This window comes from Acinetobacter sp. SW-226 (assembly GCF_055632855.1).
Genome location: NZ_CM145752.1, coordinates 3283058 through 3307147, shown reverse-complemented (window position 1 = coordinate 3307147; position 24090 = coordinate 3283058). Strand labels below are relative to the sequence as shown.

Sequence of the window (24090 nt, the reverse complement as noted above, 5' to 3'; positions counted from 1 at the left end):
GCAAGCGGTGGGGGGATTACTGTGATGGTTAGTAATAGTCTATATAATTTAGTCATTTGTACTTCTTTAAAATATTTTAACATGATGGATGAATTTCATTTCGGTAAATTATTTAGGAGATTACTCCCGTTTCTTTTTAACAATATGAAGGCGAATTCAAACATGAGGTGCGACAGTTTCAAAAGCCATATGATAATCAACAAGCTGAGCAAATTTCTCTAATGGTGTAAGCCAATCTAACGCCTTTCTAGGACGAGTATTCAGTGACATGGCAACTTGATTTAAATAATGCTGATCTGCCTGATTTAAATCAATCCCTTTAGGTAAATATTGCCTAATTAAACCATTCATATTTTCGCATGTGCCTTTTTGCCAGGGTGAATGTGGGTCACAGAAATATACATCTATGCCTAAATCTTCTTCGAGTATTTTATGTTCTGACATCTCACGTCCACGGTCATAGGTCAACGTTTTACGCAGTTCTGCAGGTAAATATTTCAGAGCTTCAGTTAAAGCCTTGCGCACTGATTCTGCCTTTGCATCAGGTAATGTTGCCAAGATACAGAGCCGTGTATTTCGTTCAATAAGTGTTGCTATCGAACTTTTATTGTCTTTACCTTTAATTAAATCAGCTTCCCAATGACCCGGTATTTTTCTTTCTTGAACTTCGGCTGGGCGCTCATGAATAGTTTTAATATCCTGTAATATAGAATCTTTTTTAGGTTCACCGTTAGCTTTTCGCTTTTTATTTTCATGACGTAGACAGGATAATAAGTCTTTTTTCAACTCACCCTTGGGTAATGCTCGTATCGTTGAATAAATCGTTGTATGGCTTACATTCATTGTTTGATCCAAATCAGGAAATGTCTTTAAACGCTTTGCTATTTGCTGAGGAGACCATAAACAACGGATCGCTTCAACAATAAATTTCCAGAGGATTGAATCGATTTTGAGTTTTCTGTGACCACGTCTACGTCTAGCAAAAGTGTTATCAGAAGCATATTGAGCTTGATAAACGTCATTGATGCTATTTCTTTTAAGCTCACGATAGATCGTACTAGGATGTCTTTTAATAAGTTCAGCAAATTTTCTGGCTGAAAAGCCTTCTTTTCTTGACTCAAGCATTAATGCAGTACGATCTTCAAAGTTAAGATGATGGTATGACAATTTTATATACTCCATAAACCCTTTAAATTAATTAGGTGGTTTATGTCGCACTTCAAGTTTTACTCTGCCGAAGCTCTGTTCGATACTATAAAGGTAATTTAAAAATGGCTCTAAAGTATCAATCATTAATTTTTTTGAACGATTAAGCTCCGTAGTCATCCGTGGCATTTGTTTAACAGCATTTAAAAAGCCTGAAATACCATTACCCATTGTAGGTATAGATTCAATAATATGATCGAAACCTAGGATCATTGTTTGGAAACCTATTGCATTGTCATTATTATGAATTTCAGGGTATATTTTATAAAATTTTTCAAATTTACCAATTGTGAGGTCTAAATTTAGCTTTATGTCGCTAAACTTTTCTTTTGATTTAACACAATATTCTGTTAAGTTTTCACTAAAATTATTAATAATTCGCTTTCGTGCTTTAAAATCGTCAGGGATATTATCTAGTTGTTTAGTATAATTATTAACTAGAGCACTGTGAGAATTGGTTAAATCACTAAAATTATTTAGTGCATTTGTAGCATTTTGAAAGAGTTCATTCATATTTTCAAATATGTCATAAATTCCTTCATCTTCGACTTCTATTATTTTGGATTGTTTAGTGGCTGTTTCTTTTAAAGATATTTGTGATTGAACGATGTTCGGTTTTAATAACCATTTTTGACTAATTTTTATTAGATGATCTCTTAGTGTTTTTATAAAATTTTGACTATTAAACTCCCAATAATACCCACCTAATTGAGGTAAACTATCTTTAAAGTTTTTAATTTTTTGAAATTGTTCAAAATTGATTTTATAAGGATCAATAGGATCTGTTTTGAAATAAAAGCAAATCTCAAGTTGTTCGTTCTTTAATCTTCTGGCATTTGCACGTTCAAATTCTTCTATAGTTCCTGACTCAGCCTTATTTGTTGGTGTTCCGAATCTTGACCAAAGAATACCAAGGAAAATATCGTAATCATCACCAATTTGTTTATTGATTACATCTTGGGGATATTCTCCAAAACTAGGAAAAGTAGAGTTTTCCCAGCTTAAAAGTTCAAAATTTAAGTTAAGTACCTTTAAATAGGATTGATTCAGATCATTAATTACTTCTTTGACAATACTTCTTTCATTAGATACATCAGAAGGTGATGCTAGGAATATGCTTAAAGTTGTTATTTGTTTTGCCATAGAGTTTTTTAATTTGATACTCAAAGAATAGTTATAGTCGCAAAACATTAATTTTTCAATAAAAGAACCCGCATTTAGCGGGTTTTCTTATTTCAAATATTTAGCTTAGTGCTGCAACACTGAAATATCCGCAACACTTGTAAACAAGTCACGTAACTGAGCCAGCAAACGTAAACGGTTTGCTTTCAAGTCGCTATCATCTGCCATCACCATAACGCCATCAAAGAAAGCATCAATTGGCGCACGTAACGCAGCTAACTTAGAAAGTACAGCAGTGTAGTCTTTTGCAGCCAAAAGCGGTTGAACCACAGGCAGAATTGCTTGAATCTCTGCATAAAGTGCTTTTTCAGCATCTTCAACCAGTTTAGATTCAATAATTTCACCCGTAGGTGCAGCTTCTTTCGCTAAAATATTGGCAACACGTTTATTCGCAGCAGCTAAAGCAGCAGCTTCAGGCAAACTACGGAAATAATTCACCGCAGTCACACGCTTATCAAAATCAAGAGGTGATTTGGGAGAAAGTGCTTGAACGGCTTGGATCACATCAACAGCAACGCCTTGATCTTCGTATTTCGCACGGTAACGACCTTCAAGGAATGCAACCGCATCCGCTAAAGTTTTATCGTGGTCTTTCAATACATCGCCATAAGCAGCCAAAGCAAGCTTGATCAATTCTTCAATCGAAACATCAAGATTGTTTTCAGTCACTAAACGCAAAATACCAATCGCAGAACGACGTAGTGCAAACGGATCTTTCGAACCTGTCGGTGCTTGACCAATGCCGAAAATACCAGTCAAAGTATCTAAACGGTCCGCAAGGGCAATCGTAGTACCTGTTTGGGTTTGCGGTAAAACGTCACCTGCAAACTTAGGTAAATATTGTTCACCTAAAGCTTCAGCAACTTCATCATTTTCACCTTCAATACGTGCATAGTAAGTGCCCGCAATCCCTTGAAGTTCAGGGAATTCACCGACCAATTCAGAAGTTAAATCACACTTTGCAAGAAGTGCTGCTTTTTCAGCATCGGCAGGATTTGCACCTGTGATTGCAGATAAAGCCACAGCCAATTTAGCAATACGTTCAGATTTATTCCATAACGTACCTAACTGTGCTTGGAAAACCATATTGGCGAGTTTTTCTTTACGAGATGCAAGCGGTTGCTTTTGGTCTTGTAAGAAGAAGAATTCAGCATCAGACAAACGAGGGCGTACAACTTTCTCATTTCCTTCAATAATTTGAGTCGGATCTTTAGACTCAATATTTGAAACGGTGATGAAATAAGGCTGTAATTTGTTATCGCTATTCACCAAACAGAAATACTTCTGATTGTCTTGCATGGTGGTAATCAGCGCTTCTTGAGGCACAGCAAGGAAACGCTCTTCAAAGCTTGCACGAAGCGCAACAGGCCATTCAACCAATGCCGTTACTTCGTCACGAAGGTCCGCAGGCACAATCGCAATCGCATTGACTTCATCCGCAAGCGCTTTAACTTGTTGATCTATGATCGCTTGACGCTCTTCAAAATTCGCCACAACTTTTGCCGCACGAAGTGCATCTAAGTAAGCATCAGCATTGGCTAAAGTAATCGCTTCAGGCGCATGGAAACGATGACCATAAGTCACATTCGCTGCTTTGTGATCTTGAATTGTTGCATCAACCACATCGTTATCTTTTAGTAATACCACCCATTTTACAGGACGAACGAATTCAGTACGGCTTGCCGCAGAACGCATACGTTTTGCAATTGGAAGATTATCCAGTGCAGTTTGTAAAATTTGTGGCAGTAAAACGTCAAGACTTTGGCCTTTGACATCTTTTAAGTAGCAAACTTTTTCAACTTTACCTGCTTGGAAAGTTGAAACTTGATCCGCAGTAATGCCTTGACCACGCATAAAGCCTTCAAGTGCTTTGGTTGGCTTACCTTCGGCATCATAAGCTGCTTGTACAGCAGGACCATCAAAGCGTTTTTGCGTATCTGCTTGCGCAGCATCGACATTGATAATTTTCAATGCCAAACGGCGCGGTGCTGCATAGGCTTCGATAGAATCAAAAGCCAAGCCTGCATCTTTTAAGCCTTTGATGGTTTCAGCTTGCAATGCATCACGTAAAGTTTTTAAGCTTTTTGGGGGAAGTTCTTCACAGCCAAGTTCAAATAAAACGGTATGTTTAGACATTATTTGTTCTCCGCTGATTTTTCTGCTTGAGCCGCTTCCGCTTCAACCTGAGCTTTCAATTGAGCTAAAACTTCATCACGTAAATGTGGTTCTGCCATTGGGAAACCAAGTTTGGCACGAGCCGCCACATAACTTTGCGCAATAGAGCGCGCCAAAGTACGTACACGTAAAATATAACGTTGACGCTCAGTTACAGAAATCGCACCGCGTGCATCGAGTAAGTTAAAGCTGTGTGACGCTTTAATCACTTGTTCATAGGCAGGAAGTGGAAGTTCAGCTTCCATTAAGCGAGTTGCCTCTGCTTCATAGAAATCGAATAATTCAAACATTTTTTCAACGTTGGCATATTCAAAGTTATAGGTCGATTGCTCAACTTCATTTTGATGGAATACATCGCCATAAGTCACAGTACCGAATTGACCTTTGGTCCAAACCAGATCGTAAACGGAATCGACACCTTGTAGGTACATTGCTAAACGTTCAAGACCGTAAGTGATTTCACCCGTCACTGGGTAGCATTCAACACCACCGACTTGTTGGAAGTAGGTAAACTGAGTCACTTCCATACCGTTGAGCCAAACTTCCCAACCTAAGCCCCATGCACCGAGCGTTGGAGATTCCCAGTTGTCTTCGACAAAACGGATGTCGTGGGTCAGGGTATCAATACCAATGGCTTTTAATGAGTCTAGATACAGTTGCTGGATATTGTCTGGGTTGGGTTTCAGTACTACTTGGAACTGGTAATAGTGTTGTAAACGGTTTGGGTTTTCGCCATAACGACCATCTTTAGGGCGACGTGAGGGTTGAACGTATGCTGCGTTCCAAGTTTCAGGCCCAAGTGCGCGTAAGAATGTTGCAGTGTGGAATGTCCCTGCACCCATTTCCATATCGTAAGGTTGTAAAATCACACAACCTTGTTCAGCCCAGTAGTTTTGTAAGGCAAGAATTAAGCCTTGGAATGTATCAATATGCGATATGGCGCGACTCATGCAGCATCCATTATAAATATAAGAAAAAATTGGTTCTAAGTATAAGGATTTTAGGTGGGAGTGGCAAAGTTTCTGTGCAAAATACAGAATAGTAATTTTAGTGATTATCTTTAGGTTTTTGGCGAAGGTTACTTTTTTCCTCCATGATTTGTTTATGGCTTTTTAAGCTGAGGAAAACAAAAAAAACAGCTGTGGGTAAAATGAAAAATAAGACTAACACTGTTAGGGTAAATACATCTAAAAAACGATGGGGATAAGAAATGTAATAAAAGCTGAGGAAGCCGAATAGCGTTGCCAACCCTATATTGAAGAGATTGAATTTATGAAAATGCTGTAATACTAAAAAGAGCAGAAGATAGGGGGTATAGAAAAAACATAAATAGAATAAAAAAGCAGGAAGAATCATCATAAATAGATACAGCAAAATTTTGGCGTTGGTCACCTGACCACTCATGATTGCAATAATCAATGTAGCCATACAAGTAGCTGGTAGTCCACCAATGGGGGCGAGGAATAAATTTGCTGTTATTCCCTTTTTCGTTTGTTGTAGTGGTTGAAAGAGCTTTTTAGTAATGGATTTCATGTTGGCCTGATTATGATTTTATAGTTAGATTGGCACTTAAAGTAGCAAACTATTACGTTATGAAATAGCACATGAGGGTGTGTTATTGCAATGCTTGAAAGTAGTCTAAATAAGGCATCAATATACAAAAAGAGAAACAATGAGAATACACATGATATTGAGGACAAAGCTGACTTTCATTATTTCAATCTAATGGTATTTATCGGTGTTGTTATAATGAAGTGATGCTGACCGGGTTGTGCAGTTACAGCAATACGTTCACTAAAGAATTCAGCAGAATTACTCATAAAAATAAGATGTAAAATAGATGCATCTTATTGGTGAGACCACGTATAATTTTGCACCAGTTGAGTGCGAAAAAATAGAAGGGTGGCTGTGTTTCATATGCAACTTGAATGGTTAAATACCTTAAAACCGAATTTTAAAGTGTTACCGCTAAAGGAAAGAATGCTCTGTGGTCTGGGTGCATTATTGGGTTTAGCCTTGTCTTCGCTTATCAGTTGGTGGGTGTTGGGGGGAATTAATGCATGGTATATCGCACCGATGGGAGCATCTTCTGTACTGCTTTTTGCTGTGCCTGCCAGTCCTTTGGCTCAGCCTTGGAATATGGTTGTTGGCAATATTATTGCGGGTATTATTGGGGTCAGTTGCGCACTCTATATTCCCAATTTAACGGAAGCATTTAGTATTGCTGTTGCATTATCTATTTTTTTAATGATGACGACAGACTCATTACATCCGCCAAGTGGTGCTGTAGCAATCACTGCTGTTTTGGGGGGAGATGTAGTACATCAGTTAGGATATTATTTTATTGCTTATCCTGTATTGCTTAATTCTGGGGTATTGCTGTGCATTGCAGTTGTCTTTAATCGTTTAATTGGGCGTCAATATCCGCAAGTTGCGACCCAGCTTAATCGGCGCTCCAAAGATCCAACACCAACTCAGAAAGTGACGATCCAACCCGAGGATATTCATCGCGTTTTAGCGAAAGAAACACAGTTACTCGACATTAGTGAATATGATTTACAAAAATTGATTTTAAAGGCCCAAGCTCAAGCGGATACGCGTTTTCAGATAGACTTACGTTGTCAGGACATTATGAGTAAGGATGTACTGTGCTTATACGATGATGAAGATATTCAGGTTGCTCTAGATAAATTTAAACAGATTAATTTAATGAGTTTGCCAGTGTTGAATCGTGCAGGACATTTATGCGGTACCTTGGCTTTATATGAGGTCGTGGAGTGGTTCCAGAAGGCGACAGACTTACGTACATCTTGGCAAGATCAGGTGAAGCATATTATGAGTCGTCAAGTGGTGACCGTACAGCCAGATCAAGCACTGCAAGATTTAATTCCTTACTTTGTTGAGCGTTCTTTTAACTATATCCCTGTGGTTGAAAACAAAGTCTTGGTTGGTATTATTAGCCGAGCAGATATGATTGCAGCCTTATACCGCCAATTGCAGCATCGCTAAGTCGTGTGAATGTTGTAGGCAAAAAAAAGCTACGACACTTTGGGGGAAGATGTCGTAGCATAAAAAGAAACTTTTTTGAGACGAAAGACAGCGTTTATGGGTTGCGATGATCTGGGTTAACGGTACGCATTGTATTGTGATAACCAGCTTGAGCCTGTGGAGAGTGCTCAATATAGTCTTTTTGTTTCGGCATCACTAACCAAAGGATGAGATAAACCAAAATTCCAGGGAATGCGGCACTCAATAGTGAAATGGTGATGAAAACAATACGAAGTAAATTTGCGTTCCAACCAAAACGTTCAGCAATACCACCCATCACACCAGCAATCATGTTTGAGCGGTTAGAGCGATATAAACCAACATTGGCCATCTAGGTCTCCTTAAAATATAAAATGTGAGTTACTTGATGAACTCATACTTTAAAAATGGTGACACAAATACGTTTTTAAAGGTGCTGGAGGCAATTAAAAAGTAAAGTTATGTAACTTACGAAAAGCTTGGGTTTTATACGGATTAAAATGTCCCGCGCTTATGTATTCAGCTTTAGCCATGAAAACGAATTAAGTGTTAAGTATAGTGAATGGTTGGAATAGAAACTCATGATTTGTATGGAAATAAATCACGTTGATGTGGTGAGTGTGGAATGAACTTAAAACCAGAACATCAAGGGGTAATGGCTATATTACGACGAGGAATCGTGGTGGGGCTTATTGGTGTATCGCTATTTGGTTGTGATAATGGGCATTCCGAGGCATCACAGCAACATGAGCCTACCAGCATGAAAGATACACCTGCTAAGAATGAACATTCCGGTAAAAAGCTGACGGAAGTCGCTGGACGCGCCACCATGCAGGATGACTCAGATTATGCACCGCGTAAGCTTGACATTCGTGAGCAGCAGTTTATCGGCCGTTATCGTACACAAATTCAATGTGATGGCTATTTTTTCCCATGTGAAACAGGGAAAGCTGATTTTATTCTGAATTTTTTGCCCGATGGTACTGTACACCGCAGTATTGTTCGTTTAGGGAAGGTTTTTTCTGAAAAACAACGGCCAGGTTTTACACACTTAAATTATCGCCGTGATACGTGGACCATGGACAAAGAACGGACCGAGCTGATTGTGCATCGTAAGGAAGGCCTGAATTTCTATTATCGAGTGATTGATGCACAGACTCTACAGATGGATTTGAATAAAAGTAATAATTTAGATGAAAATAACCAAAAGTTGTATGCACGTGGTTTTCCAAAGTTAGAGCGGGCATATACTTTAAAACGTGAGCCAAATAACTAAGATATTGTATTCTATGGTCATTTATTTGCTAAAGCAGAGTCTTTGTTGATACTGAGATATATCGTAAAAGGAGAGATTGTTCTTTGAAGATAATGCTGAATATATGAAGCACTATTGAAGAATTATAAGAAAGGATTTAGATAAATGGTGGGTCGTCCGCGATTCGAACGCGGGACCAACGGATTAAAAGTCCGCTGCTCTACCAGCTGAGCTAACGACCCTGAGCAAGGTGTACGAAGAAATATTCGCTGAAAGTTTAAAAAAGGATTTTAAAGCATTCGAACCTGAGCAGGTTTGTAAAACCAGATTTTACAAAAAGATGGTGGGTCGTCCGCGATTCGAACGCGGGACCAACGGATTAAAAGTCCGCTGCTCTACCAGCTGAGCTAACGACCCATCAAGGGTATCAAAGAAGTGGTGGGTCGTCCGCGATTCGAACGCGGGACCAACGGATTAAAAGTCCGCTGCTCTACCAGCTGAGCTAACGACCCATATCATTTGATGGAGCGTATTGTAGCAAGATATGCATCTAGCGCAAGTAAAAAATCGCAAACTTGTTGATGTTTGATTATAAATACAACAAATTTGCGATTATCAAGTTAAAAAACAAACAATTTGAACTTAGAACCGATACTGGTAGGCTTGAATATTATCAAAGACTTCCTGTGTGATATCTGTATATGCACTGCTGTTTGGAAGTAAAACCAATAAGCGTTCGCTGGTTTTGGCTGGGTCAAAAGCCTGCTCTTTGAGTTTACTTTTTTGGTATTTAAATGTACCTGTCGTTTCGACCTGTTTTTGTATGCGTAAAAAGACGGGTACAGCATAAGCTGGAAGACATTTTTTAAATGTGGCAAACATTTGCGCTAAGTCTTGCGTATTGAGTTCAGCCCCGTCTGTTAGCGTAATTGCAGCCATCCCCGCACGACCGTTGGTGTTCGGTATTTCAACACCGTAGACGACTGCTTCTGTAATTTTGTCATATTCGCAAACCATGTTTTCTACTTCAGTTGTAGACACATTTTCACCTTTCCAGCGGAAAGTATCACCTAAGCGATCTACAAATTGAGCATGGCGGAAGCCAATATCACGGACCAAGTCACCAGTGTTGAAATAGGCATCTCCAGACTTGAAAACGCCTTTTAAAATTACCGATTTATTTTTTTCAGGGTCAGTATAGCCATCGAAAGGGGAGCGACGGGTAATTTTTCCAATCAGTAAGCCTACTTCCCCTTTTTTGACTTTGATGCAGTGGCCTTCATCATCATGTATCGGTGCATTTTTCTCTTTATCAAACTGAATAATGGCATAAGGGGTTGGTGAGAAACCGACAGTATTGTCAAAGTTAAAAACATTGCTAAAGCCGACATTACCTTCGCTTGAGGCATAAAGTTCTAAAATTTCTTCAATACCAAAGCGTTGCTTGAATTTATCCCAAATATTGGGGCGCATACCATTACCGATCATTTTAGTAACACGATGGCCTTTTTCTAGCTCAGATGGCGGTGCATCCATGAGGTAGCGACACAGCTCACCGACATAGCCAATTGCTGAAGCATCAAACTTTTGTACGTCTTTCCAAAATGCAGAGGTGGAGTATTTACGACGCAAAGCCAAGGTTCCAGCCCCTGCAATTACACCGCACCAACACACCACAATGCCTGTCGCATGATACAGCGGCAAGGTGACATACATGACATCATCTGGGCCAAGGTTAAGCACGTGACCATAAGTACCATAAGCCAATGTCCAGCGACTATGTGTGAAAATAACCGCTTTAGGTAGGCCAGTTGTGCCCGAAGTATAAATATAAAATAAGCCGTCTTTACCTATGACACTGTTCGTGGTTGGTGTATTAAATTTGGCGAAGGTATCAATTTTTTCAGCAAGGTTACTAAAACCTTTTGGGGCATGAGCTGCTTCTTTTCGTGTTTCTTGGTCGGCAAACCAGTAGAAGCGATCGGTCGGAATATTTAAATCTTGGCGGATTTCATCAACCACCGCACGGCATTCTTCACCTACGATGACGGCAATTGGGTTCACCAGATTAATGCTATGGGCCAAAACTTTGCCGACTTGCGAGGTATTTACAAGAGCAGTGGTCACTCCAATTTTTGCTAGGGCAATTACGGTTGCCACTAGTTCAGGGCGGTTTTCAATCATCACAGTGATGACATCGCCTTTTTTTGCCCCAATAGATAAATAGTAGTGTCCAATCTGATTTGCCCATTCATTCAGCGCTTGGTAACTAAATTTTTGATCTTCAAAAACTAAAGCTAGACCTAATGGATTACGTTTCACTGCTTTTTCAAAAGCAATGCCCAGTCCTGTCGGGGTGTTCGGCGTACGTAAATATGCTTGCTTTAATCCACTGAGTAAGTTGGGGACTTTACTGATGAATTGGGGAAGTTTTGCTGCAACGTCGGTAATACCAATGAGGTCATGAGATGGGTGTTGGCTCATATGAATCCTAATTATTTTATGCAATCCAATGCGTTTGAGTAGTGCTCAGTTTATACACTTGTTCTTTTAATCTTTTCGGTCTAGTGCAATCAACCTAATCCGACAAAAATAACAAAAAAACCTAGCCACTGGCATGACTAGGTTTTTAAAATTTACAGCTCTAAGGCGAATTACGACTCAGTTGGACTGGCCTTTTTCGGTGGACGCCCACGTGGACGACGCGGACGAACTGGCTTGTCTTTATCAGACTTATCTGATTCGTCAGCTTCTGCTGAAGTTTCAGCTTTCTCTGCTGCATCTTCAGTTATTTTCGCAGCTTTTGGCGCTTTAGTTGGTGCTACAACTGGTGCTTCTTCAACTACTGGCGCTTTAGGTTCGGCCTCAGCTGTTTCAGCGACTGCAGCCACAACTGTGTTTTCAGATTGAACCTCAGCTTCAACAGGGCTTTCCTGAGTCGTTTCAACTACGGGAGTTTCTTCGACTTGAGCTTCAGGTGCCTCCACTTGCGCAGCTGCAACAGTTTCTTCAGGAGTGGTCACATCAGCAACAGGTGCAGTTTCACGTGCTTGTTTCACTTGATCCAAGGCTTGTTCAGCAGCAAGTTTTGCTAAACGACGACGCTCGCGAGGGTCATTTGCAACACGCTTTTCTGACTCAGGCTTTGGTGGTGTTAAGTCCAAGACTGCAACAGGTTCTGCTTCAGGTTGTGCTTTGGCAACTTCAACATCACGTGTGACAGGTTTTTTCTCAGCTTCTACAGCAGGCGTTGAAGCTGTTTTGCTTAACGTTGCAGCATACTCTTCAGTAAATTTCTGAAGGGCACGGTTGAAGGTTGGAATTAAGCCAAATTGCTCAATCAACACTGAACAGTCTTCACCATAGACATGACGAATCAAGCTGCTGATGGTGTACTGTCCTAACGTTGGTACCTGTGAAGGTGTGAGTTTCGGTGCTTCAGCTTGCTGTGCCTGGGCAGCGCGTTGTTGGCGACGGCGTTGACGTGGATCATTGCTGGCACGTTTTGCGCTTTCACGTGTTTTCTGCTCTGCGTGGTGTTCAGCTGGAGCTTCTACAACCTCAGGTGCTTTTGCTGGTTCAACCGTCTCAGCTTTTAGATCAACCTCTGCTTTCACAACAGCAGTTTGCTGAGGCTTGGTTTCAGTTGTCGTTTGAGCTGGTGTTAACGCCACGATTTCACTTTGCGCTTGATCGACATTGACCACATGGGCTGTTGTGATCATCTCTTGACGAGGTGCTTCAATCAGCTCAACTTTGAGTTGAGGTCCTTGAGCGACCACTGGCGCTGTTTCAACCGCTTGCTCGTTCAGGACACTTGGGTCGCGGTGGCGATTTGGACGCTCTGGACGTGGTTGGTTGCGACGGTCACGACGTGGCATTGTATTTTGTTGTTCATTTTGAACATCATTACTTTGCTGTTGTTCACCGTGTTGGCGACGTGATGAACGCTTGTTTTCACGCGGTTCTTGGCGTTGCTGTTCACTACGCTCAGGACGGTCACGGTCTTGGCGTTGTTGCTCGTTACGCTCAGAACGTTGTTCATAGCGATCTTGACGTTGTTGCTCTTGACGTGGTACTTGCACAATTTCTTCATGAACTTGGTTTTCATGTTGTGCATTTTGCTCGCGAGGCTCTTTATGTTTAGAACGCTTTTTATTGTGGCGTGTACCGCGTTCCTCTTTCTCGACATGCTTCTCTTCACGGTGTTCAGATTTTGCATGTACAGGAGCAGAAGTCATGTACGCGTTATTGCTTGGTGTTGTTACTGTTGGGACGGCAACTTGACCAAATTGGCCGCGACTGACCGCACCACCATTGACCATTTGTTCAATGGCCGCAGCAGCATTGTTTGCAGAGCGTGATTGATCAACAGTTGCAGCTTGTTTTTGTACAAACAAGTTTTCTAACCAAGCACATGGGCTGCTGGATGCTACAGACGGTGCTGGAGCAGGTTGAGCTGTTTGTTGCGGATTATTATTGCGTTGCTTTTTATTGCCTTTTTCTTGTTGTGCAGGCACTGCCGGAGCGGCGTGTTGATGTGCGTGATCTGCACCATCCAAATGCCATTCTGATGACTCGTAGCCCAACTCTTTTTCGCTTGAACGCGTTGCTTCTGTACGTTCATAACTGGTTGGTGCAAAGCCTTCAGGGTTATACGAAATTTCGTAATGTGGTGTTTCTAAGTGTGGGTGTGGAAGCACAGTCACACGAACACCAGAGGTTTGCTCTAGGTAAACTAGAGTGTGACGTTTTTCATTCAATAAGAAGGCTGCAATTTCAACAGGTACTTCAACTTGAACTTCGCCATGACGTTCACGTAGTGCAATTTCTTCGACTTTACGCATGATCGAAAGTGAAAGTGAACGTAGATCACGAACCATACCTGTGCCATGACAGCGCGGGCAGACATAACCTGTTGCTTCTTCAAGCGAAGGGCGTAGACGTTGACGGCTCATTTCCATCAAGCCAAAACGAGACAATTGACCGAATTGGATACGGGCACGGTCACTTTGTGTTGCTTCACGAAGTTTCGCTTCAACCATACGTTGGTTGCGGTCTTTGGTCATGTCGATAAAGTCGATGACAACTAAACCACCAATGTCGCGTAAACGAAGTTGACGCGCAATTTCTTCTGTTGCTTCAAGATTGGTATTGAGCGCTGTATCTTCAACGTCACTACCACGGGTTGATTTTGCAGAGTTAATATCAATAGAAACCAAAGCTTCTGTTTGGTCAATCACGATTGAACCACCAGAAGGCAACTTCACTTCACGTTCATAAGCTGTTTGAATTTGGCTTTCGATACCAAAATGAGCAAATAACGGTTCATTCAAGGTATAGGTTTTTAACTTGTCGATTTGACGAGGCATCACTGCTTTCACGAAGTTATACGCTTCGTTATAGGCTTGTTCTGAGTCAATTAAGATTTCAGCAACATCATCACGTAAATAATCACGAATCGCACGTGTCACCACGCCCGCTTCCTGATGAACCAACATTGGTGATGGACCAGAACTTGCTGTGTTTTGGATTTGTGCCCAAAGATCGAGTAAGTGTTGTAGGTCAAGCTGTAGTTCTTCTTGAGAACGCCCAATCCCTGCGGTACGAACAATTACGCTCATACCACGTGGAACATTGAGTGAAGCCAACATTTCTTTCAGTTCGTCACGCACAGAACCTGAAATTTGACGACTAATACCACCACCTTTTGGATTGTTTGGCATGAGTACCAAATAGCGACCCGCTAAAGAGATGAAGGTAGAAAGGGCAGCCCCTTTGTTGCCACGTTCTTCTTTCTCAACTTGAACCAAAAGCTCTGTGCCTTCAGTAATCAATTCGCGAATGTTTGAAGTTTGGCGTGGGTCTGCTTGATAATATGAGTTTGCGATTTCGCGCATAGACAAGAAGCCTTGACGTCCTGCACCATATTCGACAAAGACAGCTTCTAAAGAAGGTTCAACGCGAGTCACGTGACCTTTATAGATATTAGATTTTTTTGTTCACGGGTACGATTCTCTAAGTCAAAATCGTAAAGACGCTGCCCAGTGACAAGTGCAACGCGAATTTCTTCGGCATGTGTTGCATTAATCAACATACGTTTCATGGGTGTAACACCTAATAGTGATACACAACAAATTATCGCTAAAACACGTAGCGAACATCAAACATCACGGACCAATTTTGCTCAGATCTCAAATAAACCGATTGTGGTCTGAGTTTTATTACCTGCCTTTTTGATCGGCTTCGGTTTTGATTCACATATTGATGATGGCAATACGGCTTCAATCTTTAAACGATTAAAGTCTCCTGCGCGTTTCACTGGCGGACAAGCGGTGCATTGGATGTAAGTAACTTTCACTGTCACATTTGCTCGAAGAGCAACCCTTCTTTTTGGATAGGGTGTCTTGATACGGAATTATCATCGTATCTTTACAACTGTACAGATCCATATGCATCAACGCTGTGGCCTGAATACGAGATCAGGGAGCGACTAATCTGATGTGTATCAGTTTACGTTTAAAAACCAACTTGAGGTTGGTCACATATTTTTTTGGGGCAAACTGATTTATGTGCAGATGCACAATTAAACCTAACAGTTTGCAGTTTTGCCGATATAATAAGCCTTCGGCGTCGGCATAATTCTTTTGGGACCGTTCCAAGCTGAGTTGAGTTTTTCTTAATTATCCAATTTAAAATTGAAATGATTAAGCTTTTAACTCACTTATGGTGGTATCCGTGCGCTGACTATATCAAACCTTGTACCATCTGCCTATGGGCTAAGCTAGTCTTTCTTGTGTAAAGCATAGCCTAAATGGTCATTTTTTATCCAAATTCCGTATTTTTTAGGTCGCAGTAACTGTATGAATTCTACCCAACAATGGCAAAACGTGACGTGGTTTGAAGTGGACGAGCATCAAGCAGGGCAACGGATTGATAATTTTTTATTTAGCCGTTTAAAAGGTGTGCCTAAAAGTCGTATTTATCGTCTGATTCGTGAAGGTCAGGTTCGGGTCAATAAAAAGCGTATAAAAGCAGAAACTAAACTGTCGATTGGGGACCAAATTCGTGTGGCCCCGATTCGCTATGAACAAAAAGATGAAAATGCGGCGCCTGTTTCTGACAAAGTCGCACAGAGTTTGCTGAGCCGTGTGGTGTATGAAGATGAAGGCTTGATGGTCGTCAATAAGCCATCCGGAATTGCTGTACATGGCGGCAGTGGTGTGGCCTATGGTCTGATTGAAGGCTTACGTGCGGCAACAGGTAAAAAATATTTAGAACTGATTCATCGTATTGACCGTGATACCTCAGGTTTGGTGATGATTTCTAAAAAGCGTAGTGTATTAAAAAGCTTACAGGACATGCTACGTGAACACAAAATTAAGAAAACTTACGCCGCTGTCGTCAAAGGTGTGGTGAGTTTAGACAAGCAGTTAATTGATGCGCCTTTGCACCGCTATGAGTTGTCCAATGGCGAGCGTCGTGTACGTGTATCGAGTGAAGGTAAAGAGTCTAAGACGCAGTGGAATGTGGCTGAGCGCTTTATGCATGCAACCTTAGTCTATGCCTCGCCACTTTCAGGGCGTACCCATCAAATTCGTGTGCATGGTTTAAGTATCGGTCATCCATTGGTTGGGGATGATAAATATGGTCATGAAACAGAATACAAGGGACCGAAACCACGTCGTTTATGTTTACATGCGATGCGTTTAGACATCCCTGGTTATGAGACGATTGAAGCGCCGTTGCCTGAAGATATGCAGAGTATTGTGGCGCAGTTAAGAGCACAGAAGAAGGATTAAGCCTTTTCCACTTCATTGTAGGAGCGTTGGTAAAGACATGACTTTTGTTGGTTGTGATTAATTTAAAATGATGTTGTATTGGTCATCTTTAATTTTCAAAAGATGAAAAGTAGCAACAGTCTTTTGTTGAGCTGATTGAACGTCCTAAATGCGCTTTAAGCACTGCTTTAAAGCGAAGTGCAAATCAGCTCAACGGCGACACTTCTGTTGCCATCGTTAGCAAATGCATCGTGTAAATTGTTTTCATAAAAGTAAATATTGGAACCCCAGCATGAATAAACCTGTAGAACTGATTATCTTTGATTGGGATGGCACATTATTTGATTCAGTGGGGCAGATTGTGGCGAGTTTACAATTTGCAGCACAGCAATTTTCACAACCGCTCACCCGTGAAGATGCCAAAAGCATTATCGGTTTAGGCTTGCCAGAGGTTGCACAGCGTCTATTCCCTCAAGTGCCTGAGTTACATACTGAAATTTTGCAATGCTATGCAGAACATTATGTAGCGAACTCAAAAACTGATGTCTGGTTTGATGGTGTTGCAGACATGCTGAATGGCTTACGTGAAGCGGGGTTATTGTTGGCGGTGGCAACGGGTAAAAGCCGTAAAGGCTTAGACCGAGTGTTGGCACAGACTCAGAGTCAATCGTTATTTGTGGCAACCCGTGCTGCCAGTGAAACCAAGTCCAAACCACATCCTTTGATGTTAGAAGAAATCTTAACTGAAACGGGTGTGTCCGCTGAACGCGCGATTATGGTCGGTGATACCAGTTATGACTTGGAGATGGCACGTAATATTGCTATGCCGAGAATTGGGGTGAGCTATGGTGTGCATACACCTGAAACCTTAAGACAGTATCAGCCTTTGACGATTGTAGATGATGTAGCCAGTTTGGATCATTTTTTAAGACAGCAGTTGAAGGCTTTCGATGTGGCGTAAGCAAAGTTGACCATTTTTCAAGGCGTATAAGGATATATGCCTAAACTTAATTTTGAAGAACAAGAAATACGCTATGAGTCGTTCTATTCGATTACTTCATTTGTTACAGCATCTGCGGGAACAGCGTTATCCTGTTACAGCCCAATGTTTGGCTGAGCACTTGCAAATCAGTGTGCGAAGTGTGTATCGGGATATCGAAAGTTTACGTGATCAAGGGGTCAATATTGAGGGAAGTGCAGGTTTAGGATTTCAATTGAAAGAAAACTTTCTCCTGCCGCCAATGAGTTTAGATGAGTCAGAAATTGAAGCGATGTATCTGGCATTACAATGGGCTAAATCCATCCCTGATCATGCATTACAGCAGGCTTCACATTCAGTATTAAGTAAATTAAAAGCAGTATTGCCACAAAGAAAACAAGAATTTTTAAATGATACTTATCTAAAATCAATTCATTCATGGATTGAGGTTGATCAAACCATTGTGGAACAAGTTCGTGTTGCAATTCGCTTACAGACTAAAATTCAGATTGATTATGTTGATGAGCATAAACAGATTTCGCATAGGCAATTATGGCCTTTTGCATTGGGGTATTTTAACGACAAAATGTTGTTGGCTGCATGGTGTGAATTGCGAGAAGACTTTAGAAACTTTCGTTTAGATCGAATTCAAACACTCATATTCACAGAGCAAATTTATCCCCAATTTAAACGCCATTTATTTGAACAATGGTGTCAAAAAGAATTTTCAAATTCAGGACAATCGGCAAACACTGCTGACAAAAACTGACACAACTCAGTTCTATTCTAAAAAACAATAAACACAGAGGATAGAACAATGGCTTTAACTTTATATACCAATACGCAATCTCGTGGCGTTGTGGTGGACTGGCTTATTCTTGATTTGGGGATTGAGGTCGAGCGTATAGAAGTTGCCTATGGCGCAGAAATGAAATCAGCCGAATTTTTAAAACTCAACCCTTTTGGTAAAGTGCCTGTTTTGGTGGATGGTGATGTGGTGATTTACGAGTTGGATGCCATTTGTGCATATCTAGCAGATCAATTTTCTGAAAAAGGTTTGGCTCCCGCACTGGATGATCCGAAAAGAGGTTTATATTATCGTTGGTTGTTTTTTGGTGCAGGCCCGTTTGCAGCAGCCTCCGACAATCAACATTTAAAAGTACTAGTTTCGCCAGAACAGAAGATGTTTATGGGGTATGGCGATTATCAGGATACGTATCAAGCGTTGATTCAAGGCTTGGAGCAAGCCAGCCCGTATCTATGCGGTTCGCAGTTTACGGCAGCCGATATCAGTTTAGGAGCAATGATCATGTGGCAATTAAAAATGAATTTATTAAAGCCACATCCAGCAATTGAGCGCTATGTATTGGCTATTCAACAACGTGAAAGTTTCAAGAACAATCCTGCTTTATTTGCAGCATAAAATCATTTAACTAGAAAAACCTCTTTGATAAGAGGTTTTTCTAGTTATAGATTTCTTCAAATAGGTTTCTCACGTATCGTTTTTTAGTCGTAGATGAAAAAATTTGATTGAAATATACATAGCGAAATTATGGGTGATTTTGTCGTTTTTCGTTTTGATTTTTCTATGCTGTTTATTTTGATGGCTAAAATAGAAAAGATTTATAGGTTCTAACTATTGTAAAAAATAAAATAAGTATTGGCGTAAAACCCGCAATTTTCCGATGCTTGAGTGGTCTAAAACATACTCGTTTTGAGTGGTCTTAGGGATAAGCCATCAGGTTCTTCTTCAAGTATATGCTCGCTTCATTTTGAACATCTCTGTCTTTCCCTTGCTCGATAAAACAGTATTTTGTCTCTATTTTGCAGTTTAAGGAAAGTTAGATGTCGAATTCTGCTGTTGTTGAATCTGTTGCGCAGGCTTTACGCAATGCCGAATTATCAAAAACTGCGATTGCACCTATACGTCCGCAATTAGGTGCGGAACAGGCAGATGTCGATATTGCGTATGCGGTTCAGGAAGTGAATACCCAACGTGCCTTACAAGAAGGGCGCCGCTTGGTAGGACGTAAAATTGGTTTGACCTCTAAAGTCGTGCAGGCGCAACTAGGGGTTGATCAGCCCGATTTCGGCATGCTGTTTGCCGATATGGCTTATGGCGATGGTGAAGCCATTCCTGCAGGTTTATTGATTCAGCCTAAAGTAGAAGCAGAAATCGCGTTAGTGATTAACAAAGACTTAACTCAAGAAAAACATAGCTATGCAGACATTATTAGTGCCACAGCCTATGCCTTGCCTGCAATTGAAGTGGTGGATAGTCGCATTGAGAACTGGAAAATTTCATTGATTGATACCGTGGCAGACAATGCGTCTTCTGCGGCATTTGTTTTGGGTTCACGCCCCGTGAAATTGGATCAGCTTGACTTAGTCAACTGCAAAATGACCATGACTCGTGGCGATGAGGTGGTTTCGCAAGGCATTGGTAAAGCCTGTTTAGCCAATCCTTTAAATGCTGCGGTTTGGCTTGCCGATGAGATGGTACGTCGTGGTCGTCCATTGCTGGCTGGTGACATTATTTTAACGGGTGCTTTGGGGCCAATGGTGATTGCCCAAGCAGGGGATGAATTTAAAGTTGAAATTGAAGGCTTTGGTTCAGTAGTCGCTGCGTTTGCTGCGGAATAAATTGGATTTTTGAGAGAGTAGATGCATGAAAAAGATTAAATGTGCATTAATCGGTCCGGGAAATATCGGAACAGATTTATTGTATAAGTTGCAGCGTAGCGAATTCCTTGAGCCAGTATGGATGGTCGGGATTGACCCAAGTTCAGAAGGTTTAACCCGCGCAGCGAATATGGGTCTAAAAACCACAGCAGAAGGTGTAGACGGATTACTGCCACATGTAGTTGCGGATGAAATTCAAATTGCCTTTGATGCGACCTCGGCTTATGTGCATGCGGAAAATAGCCGTAAGTTGAACGAATTAGGTGTGCAGATGATTGACCTAACACCTGCTGCGATTGGCCCGTTTTGTGTGCCACCTGTCAACCTTCAAGAACTCTTGGATGCAGGTGAGTTGCCGAATGTGAACATGGTGACCTGTGGTGGACAAGCGACCATTCCTATGGTGGCTGCCATTTCTCGCGTACAAGCGGTGAGTTATGGGGAAATTATTGCGACCGTTTCGACCAAGTCGGTTGGCCCGGGTACACGTAAAAACATTGATGAATTTACCCGTACCACGGCTGGCGCGATTGAGAAAGTCGGCGGTGCAAAACAAGGTAAAGCCATCATCATTATCAACCCAGCCGAGCCACCACTCATGATGCGCGATACGGTGCATTGTTTAGTTGAAGGTGAACCTGATCAAGTGGCCATTACGGCATCGGTTCAGGCCATGATTACTGAAGTTCAGAAATATGTACCCGGTTATAAACTGGTGAATGGTCCAGTATTTGATGGCAACCGCGTTTCGATATTCCTTGAAGTAGAAGGCTTGGGTGATTTCTTGCCAAAGTACGCAGGAAATTTGGACATTATGACTGCGGCAGCTGCGCGCACTGCGGAAATGTTTGCGGAACGTTTATTGGCTATGGCTGAAGTATAAGGAGCAACCCATGTCTAAGATTATTGTGCATGATATGACTTTGCGTGATGGTATGCATCCACAGCGCCATCAAACCACTGTTGAGCAAATGATTGCAATTTCCACTGCATTGGATGATGCCGGTGTACCGCTGATTGAAGTGACGCATGGCGATGGCTTAGGCGGTTCATCCGTGAACTACGGTTTCGCTGCGGCAACGGATGAAGAATACTTATCTGCTGTTGTTCCGCGTATGAAAAATGCCAAAGTGTCAGCCTTGCTGTTACCCGGCATTGGTACAGTCGATCATTTAAAAATGGCGCATGAAATTGGTGTTTCTACCATTCGTGTAGCAACCCACTGTACCGAAGCCGATTGTTCAGAGCAGCATATTACTGCGGCACGTCAGTTGGGTATGGATACTGTGGGTTTCTTGATGTTGGCACACATGGCATCGCCTGCTCAATTGCTTGAAGAAGCGAAAAAGATGGTGTCTTATGGCGCGAACTGTATTTATGTGACTGATTCAGCAGGTTATATGCTGCCACAAGATGTCACAGACCGTGTCGGTTTACTGCGTCAAGAATTGGACAGCAGTATTGAACTGGGTTTCCACGGGCATCATAACTTAGGTATGGGGGTGGCAAATACGGTTGCTGCAGTTGATGCTGGGGCTATTCGTGTCGACTTGGCGTCTGCGGGTTTAGGTGCTGGTGCAGGTAATACTCCATTAGAATTGTTCATTGCGGTGGCAAACCGTATGGGACTAGAAACAGGCGTGGATCTGTTTAAAGTACAGGATGTGGCAGAGGATTTGGTGATTCCAATGATGTTGAACCCAATTCGAGCGGACCGTGATGCGGCGACTTTGGGTTATGCAGGGGTGTATTCATCGTTCTTACTCTTTGCAAAGCGTGCAGAAGCCAAATATGGTGTGTCAGCGCGTGAGATTTTATTGGAATTAGGCCGTCGTGGTACGGTCGGTGGTCAGGAAGACATGATTGAAGATTTGGCTTTGACCATGTCGAAAGCGAAGGCTGCTTTGGTTTAATCTGATCTTGAATGAGTAAAAACATCTAAATTGGAATGCCCGTCAATTAAGAAATTGACGGGCATTTTCTTTTTAAAACTTGGGATATTATTGGATACTTGGAAGCATCATCCGCAACCTATCTGGCCTTTGAAGTAGACTGTTTTTGCAACAAAATTATTTAAATGTAGAAAGTGAACAGGTTTTGCGGATGATCAATCTTGAATACACATGCATAAAATTTTAACGTTATTCAACTTCATCATGCACATATAGAAAATTTCTGTGATATGAGCGCTTTTTCTTATAACGTTACGCTGAAATAAAAAAACTGACTCGAAAAACTTAAACAAAAAAACACTTAAATTATTCAAACTATTTAGAAAAGAAAGTGGTTTAAAACGAGAAAGGTTGGAGAGGCTCCATCTTTCATCATAACTTGCGAAATTAGGTTAAAAGTGAGTTATTGTAATTTTATCTAAATGAAAAAAGAGCGGTGTCCAGCTTGGTATTTATAGTCGGTGATGTGGCATTTTCTTAAGACTGTGGTCGGATTTTTTCTGTTCAATGAGTTCCGCATGATGACGTTATAGCTTAATGTGATTATTGGAATATATCTCATGCGTCGTCAAACTTTATGGACAGCCATCTGTGTCGCAGCTGCGGCATTAGCTACAACTGCAACGAATGCAGACTTTATCGACGATAGTCAAGTCCAGTTAAAATTCAGAAATTTTTATTTAGACCGCCAGTATGAAACCCTGCCACAAAATAATTGGGGCAGTTGGTCGCAGGCCATCAGCTTAGATGCCAAATCTGGTTATGCTCAAATTGGTGCATTGCAAGTCGGTGCGGATGTTTTGGTACAACATGCTTTTCGTTTAAATGGGCGTGATAAAAATGCCGATTGGGTACTTCCACAGAATGGACAGGAACAAGCCCGTGATTTTGGCAAAGTCGGTGCCACTTTAAAAGCCAAAGTATCGCAAACGGAACTAAAAGTCGGTGAGCTGCTACCTGTTTCCCCAGTTTTAGTATTTGATCCATCACGTCAGCTGCTGACCACCTATCGCGGGGCATGGTTGGAGTCTAAAGAGCTGAAAGATACCAAACTGAGTTTGGCGTATATTGATGGGATTAATGCACGTTATGACAATCAGTTTCAGGACTTAAGTTTATTTCCGAACAATAATCCAAATACCGCCAAAACAGCGGATGGTATGTACATCGCGGGGATTGATCATCAGTTTAATCCAGAGTTTGGAGCAAGCTATTGGTATGCCGATGTCAAAGACATTTATCAACAGCATTATGCAGGAATCAGTTATAACACCACGCTGGGGACAAATACGAAGCTGACCAGCCATGTTCGTTATTTTGATAATTCTGAGTCAGGCGATAAGTTGTATGGCGAAATTGACAACCAAGCCTTGTCGATGGGCGCTAAATTCAGTCATGGGTCACACAGTGTAGGTTTGGGCTATCAACAAATGTTTGGCGATAACAGCTTCCCAACCTTGGCAGGATGGGTACCACAGCCATATCTGGTGAATTGGTCCGTGGCAACCTTTACCAATGCCAAAGAGAAATCATGGAATATCTCTTATGGCTATGACTTTGCTGAATTGGGGTTAAAAGGTTTGAATGCCAATGTAATTTATTTTGCTGGTTTTGATGCGACAGCAGGCGGTAAAACCGATCAGGACGAACAAGAATTGAATCTGATTGTGAATTACACCGTACCTGAAGGCAAATTCAAAGGTCTAGGGATTCAAGCCATGTATATTGACACAGACTATGATTGGAAAAGCGATTTAAAAGAATATCGTGTTGCTACGACCTATAGCTATAAATTTTAAGTATTGAACTGAAAGCGGGCGATTTGGGCACAAGTCGCTCTTTGTTGAATCA

At 41.4% G+C, this 24090-nt stretch carries 17 protein-coding genes, 3 tRNA genes and 1 pseudogene; 10 read left to right on the top strand and 11 right to left on the bottom strand.

Annotation, left to right across the window (positions count from 1 at the left end; translation table 11 throughout):
• Positions 1–156 precede the first annotated feature (156 nt).
• The 5 genes from ACZ8ZH_RS15685 to ACZ8ZH_RS15665 form a co-directional block, all read right to left on the bottom strand.
• On the bottom strand, positions 157–1182 hold the full coding sequence (locus ACZ8ZH_RS15685; protein WP_001988464.1) for an IS30-like element ISAba125 family transposase: 1026 nt from the start codon (positions 1180–1182) through the stop codon (positions 157–159).
• 12 nt (positions 1183–1194) lie between these two features.
• Positions 1195–2349, bottom strand: a complete 1155-nt coding sequence (locus ACZ8ZH_RS15680) for a DUF4062 domain-containing protein (protein WP_470247778.1) — start codon at positions 2347–2349, stop codon at positions 1195–1197.
• Between the two features lie 105 nt (positions 2350–2454).
• The gene (glyS, locus tag ACZ8ZH_RS15675; protein ID WP_119064094.1) at positions 2455–4524 is read right to left on the bottom strand and encodes a glycine--tRNA ligase subunit beta; all 2070 of its coding nucleotides are present in this window, start codon (positions 4522–4524) and stop codon (positions 2455–2457) included.
• Positions 4524–5513, bottom strand: coding sequence for a glycine--tRNA ligase subunit alpha (gene glyQ / locus ACZ8ZH_RS15670; RefSeq protein WP_086209633.1), 990 nt, complete (start codon positions 5511–5513; stop codon positions 4524–4526). Before glyQ ends, glyS begins: the two co-directional genes overlap by 1 nt.
• A 97-nt stretch (positions 5514–5610) precedes the next feature.
• Positions 5611–6096 carry a hypothetical protein gene (locus ACZ8ZH_RS15665; protein WP_086209632.1) on the bottom strand — a complete coding sequence of 162 codons (486 nt, stop codon included), beginning with the start codon at positions 6094–6096 and terminating at the stop codon, positions 5611–5613.
• 375 nt (positions 6097–6471) lie between these two features.
• Here ACZ8ZH_RS15665 and ACZ8ZH_RS15660 point away from each other — a divergent pair, with 375 nt between their 5' ends.
• Entirely contained in the window at positions 6472–7572 is a 1101-nt protein-coding gene (locus ACZ8ZH_RS15660) for an HPP family protein (protein ID WP_086209808.1), read from the top strand.
• A gap of 94 nt (positions 7573–7666) precedes the next feature.
• On the opposite strand, the gene ACZ8ZH_RS15655 is transcribed toward ACZ8ZH_RS15660, so the two are convergent.
• Complete coding sequence (locus ACZ8ZH_RS15655) at positions 7667–7942, bottom strand: PspC domain-containing protein (RefSeq protein ID WP_086209631.1); 276 nt, start codon at positions 7940–7942, stop codon at positions 7667–7669.
• A 273-nt stretch (positions 7943–8215) separates the two neighbouring features.
• Between ACZ8ZH_RS15655 and ACZ8ZH_RS15650 the strand changes: the two genes are divergently transcribed.
• Positions 8216–8866 (top strand): hypothetical protein, encoded by a 651-nt coding sequence (locus tag ACZ8ZH_RS15650; protein WP_086209630.1) that lies wholly within the window; start codon positions 8216–8218, stop codon positions 8864–8866.
• Between the two features lie 145 nt (positions 8867–9011).
• Here the strand turns inward: ACZ8ZH_RS15650 and ACZ8ZH_RS15645 are convergent.
• From ACZ8ZH_RS15645 to ACZ8ZH_RS15625, 5 genes and pseudogenes are all read right to left on the bottom strand, one after another.
• A tRNA-Lys gene (locus tag ACZ8ZH_RS15645) sits at positions 9012–9087 on the bottom strand.
• 99 nt (positions 9088–9186) lie between these two features.
• Positions 9187–9262, bottom strand: a tRNA-Lys gene (locus tag ACZ8ZH_RS15640).
• Between the two features lie 19 nt (positions 9263–9281).
• Positions 9282–9357, bottom strand: a tRNA-Lys gene (locus tag ACZ8ZH_RS15635).
• A gap of 130 nt (positions 9358–9487) precedes the next feature.
• Entirely contained in the window at positions 9488–11329 is a 1842-nt protein-coding gene (locus ACZ8ZH_RS15630; protein WP_119064092.1) for a long-chain-acyl-CoA synthetase, read from the bottom strand.
• A 170-nt stretch (positions 11330–11499) separates the two neighbouring features.
• Positions 11500–14951 (bottom strand): annotated as a pseudogene (locus tag ACZ8ZH_RS15625) (Rne/Rng family ribonuclease).
• A 757-nt stretch (positions 14952–15708) separates the two neighbouring features.
• On the opposite strand from ACZ8ZH_RS15625, the gene ACZ8ZH_RS15620 reads away from it, so the two are divergent.
• The 8 genes from ACZ8ZH_RS15620 to ACZ8ZH_RS15585 all read left to right on the top strand — a co-directional run bounded on the left by ACZ8ZH_RS15620 (position 15709) and on the right by ACZ8ZH_RS15585 (position 24038).
• Entirely contained in the window at positions 15709–16647 is a 939-nt protein-coding gene (locus ACZ8ZH_RS15620) for an RluA family pseudouridine synthase (protein WP_086209627.1), read from the top strand.
• Between the two features lie 271 nt (positions 16648–16918).
• Positions 16919–17587, top strand: a complete 669-nt coding sequence (locus ACZ8ZH_RS15615; protein ID WP_086209626.1) for an HAD-IA family hydrolase — start codon at positions 16919–16921, stop codon at positions 17585–17587.
• A gap of 73 nt (positions 17588–17660) precedes the next feature.
• Entirely contained in the window at positions 17661–18374 is a 714-nt protein-coding gene (locus ACZ8ZH_RS15610; RefSeq protein ID WP_086209625.1) for a helix-turn-helix transcriptional regulator, read from the top strand.
• A 48-nt stretch (positions 18375–18422) separates the two neighbouring features.
• The gene (locus ACZ8ZH_RS15605; RefSeq protein ID WP_119064088.1) at positions 18423–19028 is read left to right on the top strand and encodes a glutathione S-transferase family protein; all 606 of its coding nucleotides are present in this window, start codon (positions 18423–18425) and stop codon (positions 19026–19028) included.
• 422 nt (positions 19029–19450) lie between these two features.
• On the top strand, positions 19451–20248 hold the full coding sequence (locus tag ACZ8ZH_RS15600; RefSeq protein WP_086209623.1) for a 2-keto-4-pentenoate hydratase: 798 nt from the start codon (positions 19451–19453) through the stop codon (positions 20246–20248).
• 25 nt (positions 20249–20273) lie between these two features.
• Positions 20274–21170, top strand: a complete 897-nt coding sequence (locus tag ACZ8ZH_RS15595) for an acetaldehyde dehydrogenase (acetylating) (protein WP_086209622.1) — start codon at positions 20274–20276, stop codon at positions 21168–21170.
• A 10-nt stretch (positions 21171–21180) separates the two neighbouring features.
• The gene (dmpG, locus tag ACZ8ZH_RS15590; protein ID WP_068909697.1) at positions 21181–22200 is read left to right on the top strand and encodes a 4-hydroxy-2-oxovalerate aldolase; all 1020 of its coding nucleotides are present in this window, start codon (positions 21181–21183) and stop codon (positions 22198–22200) included.
• Positions 22201–22799: 599 nt separating this feature from the next.
• Complete coding sequence (locus ACZ8ZH_RS15585; RefSeq protein ID WP_119064086.1) at positions 22800–24038, top strand: OprD family outer membrane porin; 1239 nt, start codon at positions 22800–22802, stop codon at positions 24036–24038.
• Positions 24039–24090 lie beyond the last annotated feature (52 nt).